14 protein-coding genes are annotated in these 13817 nt (G+C 66.3%); 9 read left to right on the forward strand and 5 right to left on the reverse strand.

The features are described 5' to 3' along the window. The first annotated feature begins 8 nt into the window (after positions 1–8). Complete coding sequence (locus VH567_RS14335) at positions 9–911, forward strand: transglutaminase family protein (protein ID WP_423326926.1); 903 nt, start codon at positions 9–11, stop codon at positions 909–911. A gap of 114 nt (positions 912–1025) precedes the next feature. On the opposite strand, the gene VH567_RS14340 is transcribed toward VH567_RS14335, so the two are convergent. Next, positions 1026–1172, reverse strand: a complete 147-nt coding sequence (locus VH567_RS14340) for a hypothetical protein (RefSeq protein WP_423326927.1) — start codon at positions 1170–1172, stop codon at positions 1026–1028. A gap of 94 nt (positions 1173–1266) precedes the next feature. Between VH567_RS14340 and VH567_RS14345 the strand changes: the two genes are divergently transcribed. The 6 genes from VH567_RS14345 to VH567_RS14370 all read left to right on the forward strand — a co-directional run bounded on the left by VH567_RS14345 (position 1267) and on the right by VH567_RS14370 (position 6101). Next, positions 1267–2202, forward strand: coding sequence for a DnaJ C-terminal domain-containing protein (locus VH567_RS14345; protein WP_423326928.1), 936 nt, complete (start codon positions 1267–1269; stop codon positions 2200–2202). Positions 2203–2284: 82 nt separating this feature from the next. After that, positions 2285–3175: a YihY/virulence factor BrkB family protein gene (locus VH567_RS14350; protein WP_423326929.1), complete on the forward strand. Its 891-nt coding sequence runs from the start codon at positions 2285–2287 to the stop codon at positions 3173–3175. Further along, positions 3172–3975 (forward strand): enoyl-ACP reductase FabI, encoded by an 804-nt coding sequence (gene fabI, locus VH567_RS14355; protein WP_423326930.1) that lies wholly within the window; start codon positions 3172–3174, stop codon positions 3973–3975. The genes VH567_RS14350 and fabI overlap by 4 nt, the downstream gene beginning before the upstream one ends. Before the next feature lie 81 nt (positions 3976–4056). Continuing rightward, positions 4057–4473, forward strand: a complete 417-nt coding sequence (locus VH567_RS14360; protein ID WP_423326931.1) for an endonuclease domain-containing protein — start codon at positions 4057–4059, stop codon at positions 4471–4473. After that, positions 4470–5537, forward strand: a complete 1068-nt coding sequence (gene aroC / locus VH567_RS14365; protein ID WP_423326932.1) for a chorismate synthase — start codon at positions 4470–4472, stop codon at positions 5535–5537. The genes VH567_RS14360 and aroC overlap by 4 nt, the downstream gene beginning before the upstream one ends. 57 nt (positions 5538–5594) lie before the next feature. Then, positions 5595–6101 carry a hypothetical protein gene (locus VH567_RS14370; protein WP_423326933.1) on the forward strand — a complete coding sequence of 169 codons (507 nt, stop codon included), beginning with the start codon at positions 5595–5597 and terminating at the stop codon, positions 6099–6101. Positions 6102–6159: 58 nt separating this feature from the next. Here VH567_RS14370 and VH567_RS14375 read toward each other — a convergent pair whose 3' ends face one another. From VH567_RS14375 to VH567_RS14390, 4 genes are all read right to left on the reverse strand, one after another. Then, positions 6160–7449, reverse strand: a complete 1290-nt coding sequence (locus tag VH567_RS14375) for an adenylosuccinate synthase (RefSeq protein WP_423326934.1) — start codon at positions 7447–7449, stop codon at positions 6160–6162. 30 nt (positions 7450–7479) lie between these two features. Continuing rightward, positions 7480–8580, reverse strand: a complete 1101-nt coding sequence (locus VH567_RS14380; RefSeq protein ID WP_423326935.1) for an ATP phosphoribosyltransferase regulatory subunit — start codon at positions 8578–8580, stop codon at positions 7480–7482. 332 nt (positions 8581–8912) lie between these two features. Continuing rightward, a complete protein-coding gene (gene serA / locus VH567_RS14385) occupies positions 8913–10490 on the reverse strand; it encodes a phosphoglycerate dehydrogenase (RefSeq protein ID WP_423326936.1) in 1578 nt (525 codons plus the stop codon). A 205-nt stretch (positions 10491–10695) separates the two neighbouring features. Beyond that, entirely contained in the window at positions 10696–11850 is a 1155-nt protein-coding gene (locus VH567_RS14390) for a phosphoserine transaminase (RefSeq protein ID WP_423326937.1), read from the reverse strand. A 213-nt stretch (positions 11851–12063) separates the two neighbouring features. Here VH567_RS14390 and VH567_RS14395 point away from each other — a divergent pair, with 213 nt between their 5' ends. Together VH567_RS14395 and VH567_RS14400 are read left to right on the forward strand one after the other, a co-directional pair. Continuing rightward, positions 12064–12717: an extensin family protein gene (locus VH567_RS14395; RefSeq protein WP_423326938.1), complete on the forward strand. Its 654-nt coding sequence runs from the start codon at positions 12064–12066 to the stop codon at positions 12715–12717. A 46-nt stretch (positions 12718–12763) separates the two neighbouring features. Continuing rightward, positions 12764–13648, forward strand: a complete 885-nt coding sequence (locus VH567_RS14400) for a TIGR00730 family Rossman fold protein (protein WP_423326939.1) — start codon at positions 12764–12766, stop codon at positions 13646–13648. Positions 13649–13817 lie beyond the last annotated feature (169 nt).

Consider the following 13817-nt stretch of genomic DNA (forward strand, 5'->3'; position numbering starts at 1 on the left):
GGATTTTCATGATCTACGACATTCGCCACGTCACGACGTTCGATTACGGCGCGAGCGTCAAGTTTGCGCGCTGCAATCTCCGGTTGAAGCCGATCGACTGGCCGGGGCAGCACCTCGACTCCTACACGCTGTCGGTGCATCCGGCGGGGCGGACTAGTGCCGCGCGGGCCGAGGCGGGGCTCGCCAACGTCACGCGGCTGGTGGTCGACAGCCCGGTACGGCATCTGACGATCGAGAGCCGGTCACGGATGACGGTGGACCGGCTTGTGCCGGTGCCCGACGCGAGCGATCCGACCCTCGCAGAAATCGCGGCGATGGCGCGCACGAGCACCGATCTCTCCGCGGCGAGCCCGTCAAATTACATCTACCCCTCGCCGCTGATCCCGCTTGACCAGGCAATCGCGGACTATTGCGCGGTCGATCTCGACCCTTCGCGCGGTGCACTGGAAGCGGGCATCGCGCTAGCCCGGCGAATCCAGCAGGAGTTCGAATTCGACGCGGACGCGACGCTGGTCGATACCCCGCCGCACGAGGCGTTCCTGCAACGCAAGGGCGTGTGCCAGGATTTCGCCCAGATCATGATCACCGGCTTACGCGCGGCGGGGCTGCCGGCGGCGTATGCGTCGGGGTATATCCGGACGATCCCGCCCGAGGGTCAGCCGCGGCTCGTAGGCGCGGATGCGACGCATGCGTGGGTGCTGTTGTGGTGCGGGCCGGTGCGTGGCTGGGTTGGGGTCGATCCGACCAACGGAATCTGGATGGCGAGCGATCACATCGTGATGGCGGTCGGGCGGGATTACGCCGAGATCGCACCCGTGGATGGCGTGGTGCTCGGATCGGGTGCACAGAACATGGATGTGAGTGTCGACGTCGCGCCGTTGGATGAACGGCGGGCCCAAGGCGCTACATAACTACCGTCTTCATCCTCCCCGCGAAGGCGGGGACCCAGATACTCGAACGTCTGCGATGATCCCGCAGGCCTGCCAATATGGGTTCCCGCCTGCGCGGGAATGACAGAACCAGCGCTACTTCTTCTCGTCGTGAGGGTTCGGATACGCGCCGCCGCCGCTCTCGCCACCCTTGCCCTTGGCCGGCGCGTCGTTGACGCCGTCCTTCTCCTTCGCGCCGTCGTCGTTCTTCGGCACGCCCTGCATAGGTTGCTTGTCGGTCATGATCGTTCCTCTCGTGCAACCAAACACCCCGCGCGCAATTGCGTTGCGCGGGCGCTCGCCCCACATAGACGCGCAAGTAAGAATGGGGACGTAAGTGGCCGATCCGTACAAGACTCTGGGTGTAGCGCGCGACGCGACCGAAGCCGACATCAAGAAGGCGTACCGCAAGCTCGCAAAGGAGCTTCACCCCGATCGCAACAAGGACAATCCGAAGGCATCGGAGCGGTTCAGCACGGTCACCAACGCGTACGACCTGCTGAACGACAAGGACAAGCGCGCGCGGTTCGATCGCGGCGAGATCGATGGTGACGGCAATCCAGCGTCGCCGTTTGGCTTTGGCGGCGGTGGCGGCGGACGACCACAGCCCGGCGGCTTCCGCAGCGAGGGCTATGAGAGCGGCCCCGGGGCCCCCGATATGAGCGACATCTTCGAGGGCCTGTTCGGCGGCGCGCAGCGTGGCGGTGGCGGCGGGTTCTCCGGCGGCTTCGGTCGGCGGCCCCAGCCCAAGGGCGAGAACGTCGCGTATCGCCTGCAGGTGCCATTCGTCGAAGCCGCAACACTGGAGCCGCAGCGCGTGACGCTGTCCGATGGCAAGACGCTCGACCTGAAGCTGCCGGCGGGCGTCGAGACCGGGACCCAGATGAAGCTTGCAGGCAAGGGCGAGCAAGGTCCAGGCGGTGCGGGCGATGCGATCCTGACGATCGAGGTCCAGCCGCACAAGTTCTTCACGCGCGACGGCGACGACGTCCGACTGGAACTGCCGATCACGCTGGCCGAGGCCGTCCTGGGCGGCTCGATCAAGGCGCCGACGGTCGACAAGCCGGTGATGCTGACGATCCCCAAGGGCACGACGTCGGGCAAGACGCTGCGCCTAAAGGGCAAGGGTTTCCACAAGAAGGGCGGCACGCGGGGCGACCAGCTCGTCACGCTGATGATCGATATTCCGGCGAGCGATGCGGCGCTGACCGCGTTCGTCGAAAGCTGGGAAGGACGCGAGGCGGGGAACCCGCGGGGGTCCATGGGCGTCTGAACGCCTTGTGAACGACAGTCCCCTATCGCCCGAAGCACGCGCCCATGACCATGGCGCAGCCCGTACCCGTCTCAACCGCGGCATGGCAAAGGTCAGGCCCGGCAGCTACGCGTTCGAGGTTTTCAAGCGCGCGGCGATCGGCGTGTTCAACGACGGGTTCATCCACGCAGGCAACCTTGCCTATCTCGCGCTGATGACGGTGTTCCCGTTCTTCATCGTCGCCGCAGCGATCCTGTCGCTGTTCGGACAGAGCGTCGAGACGGTGCGCGCGGTCGAATCGTTCCTGAACGTCCTGCCGCCCAACGTCGGCGACCTGTTGCGCAAGCCGATCGCCGACGTGCTCGCCGCACGAACCGGGTCGCTGCTGTGGCTCGGCGCGCTCGTCGGCCTGTGGACGGTCGGAAGCTTCGTCGAAACGATCCGCGACATCTTCCACCGCGCCTACGGGATCAAGGCGACCGCGCCGTTCTGGAAATCGCGGCTTGGCTCGTCTGCGGTGATCATCCTGTCGGTGGTGATCGCCCTGCTGTCGTTCCTCGTCCAGGGTATCCTGACCGCGGCCGAGCAATTCATCTACCGGCTCGTGCCGTTCGCGCAGGACGCCGCCGGCTGGGTCGGGCTGTCGCGGCTTATCCCCGGCCTGCTGATGTTCGGCGCGCTGTACCTGCTATTCTATTCGGTGACGCCGTCGCGCTATCGCTATTCGAAATGCCGCAAATGGCCGGGCGCGCTGTTCACGACCGCCTGGTGGGTCAGCGCGACCGCGTTGCTGCCGGTGATCCTGTCGCGGCTTGGTGGCTACGACCTGACCTATGGCAGTCTGGCGGGCGTTGTCATCATGCTGTTGTTTTTCTACGTCATCGGGCTCGGACTGGTATTCGGCGCGCATCTCAACGCGGCACTGGCGGAACCACCCGAAACAACGCTAGAGCAACCCGCTACGGATATGCAGGCAGAGGCGGGGACGGCGTGAACGGTTTGATGGCGGGCAAGCGTGGGCTGATCATGGGCCTGGCGAACGACAAGTCGTTGGCCTGGGGGATCGCCAAGAAGCTGTCCGAGGCGGGCGCGGAACTCGCGTTCAGCTATCAGGGCGAGACGATGATGAAGCGCGTCCGCCCGCTCGCCGAGCAGCTGGGCGTGGCGCGGCTGTTCGATTGCGACGTGTCGGACATGGGTGCGCTCGATGCGACGTTCGACAAGCTGGCGCAGGAATGGCCGACGATCGACTTCGTTGTCCACGCGATCGGCTTTTCGGACAAGAACGAGCTGCGTGGGCGGTTCGTCGATACGAGCCTCGACAATTTCCTGATGACGATGAACATCTCGGTGTATTCGTTCGTCGCGGTGGCGCAGCGCGCGGCCAAGATGATGACCGAGGGCGGGTCGATGCTGACGCTCAGCTATTACGGCGCCGAGAAGGTCATCCCGCATTACAACGTGATGGGCGTGGCGAAGGCGGCACTGGAGACGAGCGTGCAGTATCTGGCGGTTGATCTCGGCCGCGACAACATCCGCGTGAATGCGATCTCGGCGGGCCCGATCAAGACGCTGGCGGCGAGCGGCATCGGCGATTTCCGCCTCATCCTGAAGTGGAACGAGCTGAACTCGCCGCTGAAGCGCAACGTGACGATTGATGACGTCGGCGGGGCTGGACTGTATTTGCTTAGCGACCTTGCAAGCGGCGTGACCGGCGAGACGCACCATGTCGACGCTGGCTACAACGTGATCGGCATGAAAGCCGAAGACGCCCCCGACATCGCACTGGCTTAAACCGAGAGCGACCGCGTCGACCTACCCCTCTCCCTTCAGGGGAGAGGGAGGGGCCCATGCGAAGCATGGGAGGGTGAGGGAATGAAACGACCACCCGGCAACACCCCACGCGATCGTCAACGCGAAGCACGCAAGATGCCATCCGAACCCGAACACCGGCTATGGCAAGTCCTGCGCAACCGTCAGGTCTGCGGCCTGAAGTTTCGCCGACAAGTATGGCTTGGCCCCTACATCGTCGACTTCCTCTGTGCCGAAGTCCGGTTGGTCATCGAGGTCGACGGCGACACGCACGCCTCACCTGAAGCACAGGACTATGACAAACGGCGAACCGCGCTAATAGAGACCGAAGGCTACCGGGTATGCCGCTTCGGGAACGATGACGTGATGACCAATATCGATGGCGTGGCTGCGACGATTGTTGCGGTCGCCAACGAACCCTCACCCTCCCACCGCGTTGCGGCGGGCCCCTCCCTCTCCCCCAAGGGGAGAGGGTTTTGAGCTTCAACACGTTTGGACGGCTGTTCCGCTTCACCACCTGGGGCGAATCCCATGGGCCTGCGCTGGGTGCGGTGGTCGACGGATGCCCGCCGGGGATTGCGCTGACCGAGGCCGACATTCAGCCTTGGCTCGACAAGCGTCGCCCCGGCACCTCGCGCTTTACGACCCAGCGGCGCGAGCCGGATACGGTGCGCATCCTCTCGGGCGTGTTCGAGGGCCGCACTACCGGCACGCCGATCAGCCTGATGATCGAGAATGTCGACCAGCGCTCGAAGGACTATTCCGACGTGGCCAAGGCGTATCGCCCCGGTCACGCCGACTATGCCTATGACGCGAAATACGGGTTTCGCGATTTCCGTGGTGGTGGGCGCTCTTCCGCCCGCGAGACGGCGGCGCGCGTTGCCGCCGGTGCGGTCGCACGGCTCGTCGTCCCGCAGGTCCGCGTCCGCGCTTGGGTCGAGGCGATCGGTGGCGATGCGATCGATCCGGCCAACTTCGACGACGCGCAGATCGACCAGAACCCGTTCTTCTGCCCGGACGCCGCCGCCGCCGCCCGCTGGGAGATACTCGTCGATGCCGCGCGGAAGTCCGGATCGTCGCTCGGTGCTGTGATCGCGTGCGAGGCGACTGGTGTGCCCGCAGGCTGGGGCGCGCCGCTCTATGCCAAGCTCGATTCCGAACTCGCGTCCGCTTGCATGAGCATCAACGCAGTCAAAGGCATCGAGATCGGCGATGGGTTCGCCGCCGCCGCGCTGTCGGGCGAAGCGAATGCGGATCCGATGCGTCCGGGTGTCAATGGTCCGGAGTTCCTTGCAAACCATGCTGGCGGGATCGCCGGCGGGATCGCGACCGGCCAGCCGATCCGCCTGCGTGTGGCGTTCAAGCCGACCAGTTCGATCCTCACCCCGGTCGAGACGATCAGCCCCACCGGCGAAGCCGCGACGATCGCCACCAAGGGGCGTCACGACCCCTGCGTCGGCATCCGCGGAGTCCCGGTCGTCGAGGCGATGGTGGCACTCGTGCTGGCCGACCAGGCGTTGCTGCATCGGGGCCAGTGCGGCTGAGGACGGAACATACGCGGCGCTGAAGCGCTTGCTCTTCAATAACTTAGGAGAGTGATAATGCGTATTCTAACATCGATCGCAGCCGCAGCCCTGATCATTCCAGGCGTGGCGATGGCTCAGACGGGCACCACTGGCTCGATGGGCGGCACCACTGGCGGCACGATGAGCGGCAGCACCATGGGCGGCTCGACGATGGGCGGCACCACCGGGACGACGACCGGTACGATGGATCAGGCAAACCCCTCGACGACCACGCAGTCGACCACGACGACACGCACGCAGCGTGGCACCAAGGCACGGAGCCGTACGCGCGGCACCACGTCGGGCACCATGAGCGGCACGACGGGTGATACCGGTACGACGGGCAGCACGATGTCCGGCACGACCGGCAGCACGATGGGCGCCGACACCATGGGCGGCACCACGGGCTCCACGACCGGCACGATGGGTGGCACGACCGGAGGTACCATGGGTGGCACGACCGGAGGTACCATGGGTGGCACGACCACCGGTACGATGGGTTCGACCACGGGTGGAACGACCGGCACGACCACGCCGCGCTGATCCAACCGTTCTCACGTAAATGAAAAGCCGGGCGAGCGATCGCCCGGCTTTTTGCGTATCAGTCCGAGAAGGGATCGCGGACGAGGATCGTGTCGGCACGCTGTGGGCTGGTCGACACCAGCGTCACCGGACAGCGGATCAGCTCCTCGATGCGGCGGATATACTTGATCGCCTGCGCCGGCAGGTCGGCCCAGCTGCGCGCACCGGCAGTCGTCTCCTGCCAGCCTTCCATCGTCTCGTAGATCGGCTCCACCAGCGCCTGGTCCGCCGCGTGCGCCGGGAAATAATCGAGCGTCTCGCCGCGCAAGCTGTAGCCGGTGCAGATCGACACGGTCTCGAACCCGTCGAGCACGTCGATCTTGGTCAGCGCGATCCCGGTGATGCCGCCAACCGCCGCCGCCTGGCGCACCAGTACCGCGTCGAACCAGCCGCAGCGACGTTTCCGCCCGGTGACGGTGCCAAATTCGTGGCCACGGACGCCGAGGCGCTCGCCGGTCTCGTTCTCGAGCTCGGTCGGGAATGGACCCGAACCGACGCGCGTCGTGTACGCCTTGGCGATGCCGAGCACGAAGCCGACCGCCGATGGCCCGAGGCCCGACCCGCCGGCCGCTGCGCCGGCGATCGTGTTCGACGAGGTGACGAACGGGTACGTGCCATGGTCGACGTCGAGCAGCACGCCCTGCGCGCCCTCGAACAGGATCCGCTTGCCGGCCGAGCGCGCGGCGTTGAGATCGCGCCACACGGGCTTGGCGAAGGGGAGGACGAAGCCAGCGATCTCGCGCAGCTCGGCGATCAGCCGCGCGCGGTCGATCGGCGGCTCGCCGAAGCCGGCGCGCAGCGCGTCATGATGCGCGGTGAGGCGATCGAGCTGCGGTCCGAGATCGTCGAGATGCGCGAGATCGCACACGCGGATCGCACGGCGACCCACCTTGTCCTCATACGCAGGCCCGATGCCGCGGCGGGTCGTGCCGATCTTGCCGGCGCCGCTGGCGTCCTCGCGCAGGCCGTCGAGGTCGCGGTGGAACGGCAGGATCAGCGCGCAGGTATCGGCGATCCGCAGAGTCTCCGGCGTCGCAACGACGCCTTGAGCTCCCAATCGCGCGATCTCGTCCTTCAGCGCCCACGGATCGAGCACCACGCCGTTGCCGATGAACGACGGCGTGCCGCGGACGATACCCGACGGCAGCAGCGACAATTTGTAGACGTTCTCGCCGACGACCAGCGTGTGGCCGGCGTTATGCCCGCCCTGGAACCGCACGACCATGTCGGCACGCTCGGCGAGCCAGTCGACGATCTTGCCCTTGCCTTCGTCGCCCCATTGCGCGCCGATGACTGCTACGTTGGCCAAACTCTATCTCCTGAGGATTACGCGCAGCGCCTACAGCGCGCGGGGCTCGCCCGCCACCCATAGATGCGTGCAGACTTGTGCTTCGGGGGTGTCGCCTGCCTCTAGCGCGGCGACGGTTACCCAGCCGCGCGCGCGCATCGCGGCGCCTTCGTTGGCTGGGGTGCCATAGGGCAGGAATAAGCGGCGGCGGTCGACGGTGGCGGTACGTTCCACCAGCGCATCGGTGAACAGCGAGAAGCCGGTGGCGGCTTCCTCGGCGCCGTTTTCGTGGACGACGGTATAAGTGCCACCCCGCCCCACTTCACGCGCGCTGCCATCGGCGAAGAGCGAGAAGCCGAGCCAGGTCTGGTATTCGAACCCGTGCCGCTCGGTCGGGTCGAGCGTGAGCGCGACACGACCGTCGAGCGCCTCGGCAATCCGCGCGAGACCGTCGAGGCGCGACGCGAGCGCGCCAGTCGTGTCGAAGGCGCGGAGGCGGTCCATGGCCTGTTCGAACGGCCCGGCGGCTTCGATCAGGGGGAGATAGGCGGGCGCGAGTGCGGCAACGGCACCGGCATCCTTCGCGTCAAGACGATCGCGCAAGGTGGCGACGAGGTCGTCCGCAACAGGGAGCGGCCCGGCGGCGAGCGTCGGCACCAGATCGGGAAGCGTGAAGTCGATCGACGCGCCCGCGACGTCCGCCGCTGCGATCATGTCGACCGCAACCGCGACGAGCTCCTGTGCGGCGGCGACCGAATCGAGCCCAATCAACTCGCACCCGATCTGCCGAGTCTCGCGCGCCGGCGCGAGCTGCGACGCGCGAAGTTTCAGCACCGAACCAGCGTAACTCAGCCGCACCGGCCGCGGGTGATGCCCCATCCGCGTGGCGGCGATCCGCGCGACCTGTGCGGTGATATCGGGGCGGATCGCAAGGGTGCGTTGCGACACCGGATCGACGAAACGCACCGCATCGTGGAGGCCGCCGGCCTTCAGCCGCATTTCCAGCCCGTCGGCGAATTCAGCGAGCGGTGGATCAACGCGTTCGTAGCCGTGGAGGCGCGCGGCTTCGAGCACGCGGGCTTCCAGCGCCGCGGCCGAGTCGGCGAACGGGGGGAGGCGATCTCGGAAGCCTTCGGGGAGGAGTGCGGTCATGCGCGTGCCTCTAGAACAGGTTGCGGCGAGATTGAACTGCGTTCGTCTCGACTATCCCCAACCCGTTCGTCCCGAGTAGCCATCGAGTAGTGCCCGAAGGGCACGTATCGAGATGGCGTATCGAGGGATACCTGCCCGCGGGACGTGTACCTCGATACGAGCCCTCGATACGCGCTTGCAGCGCTACTCGGTCTCTACTCGGCACGAACGGAAATGTGGGGCTAGCGTGCATGCAGATCGCCGGGGTGAGGGGCGCCGCGAGCGCTGTCCTCTCCAACTGCCCCTCACCCAACCCTCTCCCCGGAGGGGAGAGGGCTAAGTCAGTAACACCGTCAGAAGTTGAGGCCCATCGCGGTCTTCACGCCGGGGAGCGCGCGGACCTTGGTGAGGAGCTCCGGCATCACCGCTTCGTCGACCGAGAGGAGAAGCACCGCTTCGCCACCGGCCGAGCGACGGCCGAGATGGAACGTGCCGATGTTCACCCCAGCCTCGCCCAGCGCCGTCCCAAGACGACCGATGAACCCCGGCGCATCCTCATTGACGACGTACAGCATCGGCCCGGCAAGATCGGCTTCGATCTTAATCCCGAGCAGCTCGACCAGACGCGGCGCCGAATCGCCGAACAGCGTCCCCGCAACAGACCGCTCGCCATCCTCGGTCTTCACCGCGACGCGGAGCAGCGTGTGGTAGTCCGCCTCACGCTCGGTGCGGACTTCGCGGACTTCCAGGCCACGCTCGCGCGCCAGCACCGGCGCGTTGACCATGTTGACGGTCGCGGTCTGCGTCTGGAGATAGCCGGCGAGCACCGCGCTCACGATCGGCTTGGCGTTGAGCTCAGCGGCCGCGCCCTCGGTATGCACCGAAATCCGCGATACCGCGCCGGTGGTCAGCTGCCCGACCAACGACCCCAGCTTCTCCGCCAGCGCCATGTACGGCTTCAGCTTCGGCGCTTCCTCGGCCGATAGCGACGGCATGTTGAGCGCGTTGGTGACGCCGCCCGACATCAGGAAATCGGCCATCTGCTCGGCGACCTGGATCGCGACGTTGACCTGCGCCTCGGTCGTCGATGCGCCGAGATGCGGCGTGCTGACGAAGTTCGGCGTGTTGAACAAGGGCGATGCCTTAGCCGGCTCCTCGACGAACACGTCGAGCGCGGCGCCGCCGACCTGCCCCGAATCGAGCGCCGCCTTCAGCGCGACCTCGTCGATCAGGCCGCCGCGCGCGCAGTTGATGATCCGGACGCCCTTCTTGGTCTTGGCGAGCGCCTCGGCCGAGAGGATGTTGCGCGTCTGGTCGGTCAGCGGCGTGTGCAGCGTGATGAAATCGGCACGCGCGAGCAGTTCGTCGAGCGTGACCTTCTCGACGCCGATCTCGATCGCGCGCTCGGGCGTCAGGAACGGATCGAACGCGACGACCTTCATCTTGAGGCCGCGCGCACGGTCGGCGACGATCGAGCCGATATTGCCCGCGCCGATCAGGCCGAGCGTCTTCGACGTCAGCTCGACGCCCATGAAGCGGTTCTTCTCCCACTTGCCGGCCTGCGTCGAGGCGTCGGCCTCGGGCAACTGGCGGGCGAGCGCGAACATCAGCGCGATCGCGTGCTCGGCAGTGGTGATCGAATTGCCGAACGGCGTGTTCATCACAACCACGCCCTTTGCCGACGCGGCGGGGATGTCGACGTTGTCGACGCCGATCCCGGCGCGGCCGACGACCTTGAGGTTGGTGGCGTGCTCGAGGATTTCCTTGGTAACCTTGGTCGAGCTGCGGATCGCGAGGCCGTCATACTCGCCGATCATCGCCATCAGTTCGGCGGGCGTCTTGCCGGTGATCTCGTCGACCTCGACGCCGCGCTCGCGGAAGATCTGGGCGGCGCGGGGATCCATTTTGTCGGAGATAAGGACTTTTGGCATGGGATTGCTCCTGGGAATTTCGGGGGGATTGGGTGGTCGCCTTCCGATCCGATCCTCACCCCCCCGTCATCCCGGCGGAAGCCGGGACCCACGGTAGCGGTTCGCTTCATGAGCGAGTGCTCCGTGTCCATGGGTCCCGACGTGCGCCGGGATGACGGAATGGCGGTGGTTGTTGGAAGAAGGGCGTAAAAGACGCGGTAGCTAGTTAGGCCGCCTTGGCGGTCGCGTAGGCCCAGTCGAGCCAGGGGCCGAGCGCTTCGATATCGGCGGTGTCGACGGTCGCGCCGCACCAGATGCGCAAGCCCGGAGGCGCGTCGCGGTAACCCGCCACGTCATACGCCGCGCCAGCCTTCTCGAGCGCCGCCGCCATCGCCTTGATCAGCGCCTCGTCCGCACCCTCGACCGTGAGACACACGCTGGTCTTCGACCGCGTCGCCGGATCGATCGCGAGATGACCGAGCCAATCCCGCTCCGCGACGATCTTGTCCAAAGCCGCCGCATTCGCATCCGAGCGCTTGATCAGCCCGTCTTCACCCAGCGACTTCGCCCATTCGAGGCTGAAGATCGCGTCCTCGACGGCCAGCATCGACGGGGTGTTGATCGTCTCGCCCTTGAACACGCCCTCGGCGAGCTTGCCCTTCGAGACGACGCGGAACACCTTCGGCAGCGGCCACGCCGGCGTGTACGTCTCCAACCGCTCGACCGCACGCGGCCCCAGGATCAGCACGCCGTGCGCGCCCTCGCCGCCGAGAACCTTCTGCCACGAGAAGGTGGCCACATCGATCTTGGTCCAGTCGATATCGTATGCGAACACGCCGCTAGTAGCATCGGCGAACGATAGACCCTCGCGGTCGTCCGGGATCCAGTCCGCGTTCGGCACGCGCACGCCGCTGGTAGTGCCGTTCCAGGTGAACAGCACGTCGTTCGACCAGTCGACCGCTTCCAGATCGGGGAGTTGGCCGTAATCGGCGCGCACTACCGTGGGGTCGATCTTGAGCTGCTTGACCGCATCCGTGACCCAGCCTTCGCCGAAGCTTTCCCAGGCCAGCGCCGTCACCGGCTTCGCGCCCAGCATCGTCCACATCGCCATCTCGTACGCGCCGGTGTCGGAGCCGGGGACGATGCCGATGCGGTGCGTGGTCGGAAGCTTCAGCAGCTCGCGCATCAGGTCGATGCTGTACTGGAGGCGGGTCTTGCCGATCTTCGAGCGATGCGAGCGACCGAGCGAATCGGTGGCGAGCTTGTCCGCGGACCAACCCGGAGGTTTCGCGCAGGGACCGGAGCTGAAAAAGGGACGCGCCGGCTTCGTCGTCGGCTGGTCGAGCACACCCAATGCGGGTGCGGTAATGGTATCCGTCAAAATAGTCTCTCCTCACAGAGAGCACGCGCGGCGTTGGGACCGCGTGGCCCGTCGCCGGCCCTAACGGCGTTCGCAGGGGTGTCAACCTCTTCTCCTTGCCGTTCGCCCTGAGCGAAGTCGAAGGGTCTCGTCCCTACGGCGAGATGCTTCGACTTAGCGCAGCACGAACGGAGGAAGGGTGACAATCCCATCCAAGGCGAGGATTATGCGCCAATGTATCGCGTATTTTATCCCCTTGTCGTCATCCCTTTGCTCACTGCCTGCGGACGCGCGGACCGCCCCAGCGCCCCTACCAAAACCCGTCCCAACCTCTCCGTCCCAAGCAATCGCGAGACCGCACAATGTCTCGCCGACCTGCGCCAATTGCACGTCTCGTTCCAGGTCCTGCCCGATCGCGAGACAGGCCCCGGCTGCGGTCTCGCCGGCACGATAAAGCTCGTCGACATCGGCGTCCCCGTCGCCAACCTCACCGCGGTCCGCTGCAGCGAAGCGCGCGCGTTCATCGGCTGGACGCGCAACGCGGTCGCACCCGCCGCATACCAGATGCTCGGCAGCGAACTCGCGCGGATCGACAGCATGGGGAGCTATTCGTGCCGCAACATCGTCGGGTCGGCGCGCAACGCAAACCGGCGCTCCGGCCACGCGATCGCCAACGCGATCGACGTCGGCGGGTTCGTGCTGAAGGACGGGCGGCGAATCACCGTGCTGAACGACTGGAACTCGGCCGACCCGCAGGTCCGGCAGTTCCTTCAGACGATCCGTGCGTCGGCCTGCAAGCGGTTCGGGACGGTGCTCAGCCCCGACTACAACGCCGCGCACCGCAACCATCTCCACCTCGAGGACGATCGCGCCAATTTCTGCCGCTAGCGCACCGCTCTAGCCCTCCCTCCCCGTTTCCTCTAATCCCGACGAAATGACAGATACACGAGTACCCGCGCGCGTTTTCGCGAACGCCAGCCAGGATGCCGAGTCCGCCCGCGACTCCGTTTCCACACCCCAGACGCAGCACCCGCATTACCGGCTCGCCTTCCAGGACATGGACTTCCTGTTGCGCGAAGACCTGCGGCCGGTGCGGTTCCAGCTCGAACTGCTGAAGACCGAACTGGTCCTCGACGAGGCGAAGATCGGTTCGACGTTCGTGTTCTACGGCTCGGCGCGCATCCCCGAGCCCTCGAAGGCGCAGGCCTTGCTGGCGCTCGCGACCGACGAGAAGTCGAAGAAGATCGCCGAGCGGCTGGTCGAGAAGTCGAAATATTACGACGTCGCGCGTGAACTCGCTGCGAAGGTCAGCGTGCTGCCGCGCGACGAGCGTGGCTGGCGGCAGTTCGTGGTGTGCTCGGGCGGTGGTCCGTCGATCATGGAAGCGGCCAACCGCGGCGCGACCGACGTCGGCGCCGAATCGATCGGCCTGAACATCGTCCTGCCGCACGAGCAGGCGCCGAACCCGTACGTCACGCCGTCGCTGTCGGTGCAGTTCCACTATTTCGCGCTGCGGAAGATGCACTTCCTGCTCCACGCCCGCGCGCTGGCAGCGTTTCCGGGCGGGTTCGGGACGTTCGACGAACTGTTCGAGCTGCTGACGCTGATCCAGACGGGCAAGATCCAGCCGATCCCGGTGCTGCTGTTCGGCCGCGCTTTCTGGGAGCGGGTCGTGAATTTCGACGCACTGGTCGAGGAAGGCGTCGTCAGCGAGAAGGACCTCGGAATCTTCCGCTACGTCGAGACCGCGGACGAGGCGTGGGACGCGGTGCAGTCGTTCTACCGCGAGCGGGCCGAGCGGGAAGCCGCCGAGGGCTGAGCTCTCTGCTCCCTCTCCCCCTTCCGGGGAGAGGGCTGGGGTGAGGGGCAGTTCCGGACGCAGCACTGCTTGGCGGGGGGGGGGGGCAGGTTCGAACCCTGCTGGTTGAGATACAGGATCACCTTCGCGCGATCCTGCGCGTTGCCCAGGCCGGCAAACGTCATCTTCG

It is taken from the genome of Sphingomonas sp. 4RDLI-65 (assembly GCF_049472435.1).
In the GTDB taxonomy this organism is placed as follows: domain Bacteria; phylum Pseudomonadota; class Alphaproteobacteria; order Sphingomonadales; family Sphingomonadaceae; genus Sphingomonas.

Bases quoted from the DNA above. Each gene is read 5' to 3' on its own strand.
- VH567_RS14335 (WP_423326926.1), top strand. From the start codon at position 9: ATGATCTACGACATTCGCCACGTCACGACGTTCGATTACGGCGCGAGC.
- VH567_RS14340 (WP_423326927.1), bottom strand. From the start codon at position 1,172: ATGACCGACAAGCAACCTATGCAGGGCGTGCCGAAGAACGACGACGGC.
- VH567_RS14350 (WP_423326929.1), top strand. From the start codon at position 2,285: ATGGCAAAGGTCAGGCCCGGCAGCTACGCGTTCGAGGTTTTCAAGCGC.
- VH567_RS14360 (WP_423326931.1), top strand. From the start codon at position 4,057: ATGAAACGACCACCCGGCAACACCCCACGCGATCGTCAACGCGAAGCA.
- VH567_RS14370 (WP_423326933.1), top strand. From the start codon at position 5,595: ATGCGTATTCTAACATCGATCGCAGCCGCAGCCCTGATCATTCCAGGC.
- VH567_RS14380 (WP_423326935.1), bottom strand. From the start codon at position 8,580: ATGACCGCACTCCTCCCCGAAGGCTTCCGAGATCGCCTCCCCCCGTTC.
- serA (WP_423326936.1), bottom strand. From the start codon at position 10,490: ATGCCAAAAGTCCTTATCTCCGACAAAATGGATCCCCGCGCCGCCCAG.
- VH567_RS14395 (WP_423326938.1), top strand. From the start codon at position 12,064: ATGTATCGCGTATTTTATCCCCTTGTCGTCATCCCTTTGCTCACTGCC.
- VH567_RS14400 (WP_423326939.1), top strand. From the start codon at position 12,764: ATGACAGATACACGAGTACCCGCGCGCGTTTTCGCGAACGCCAGCCAG.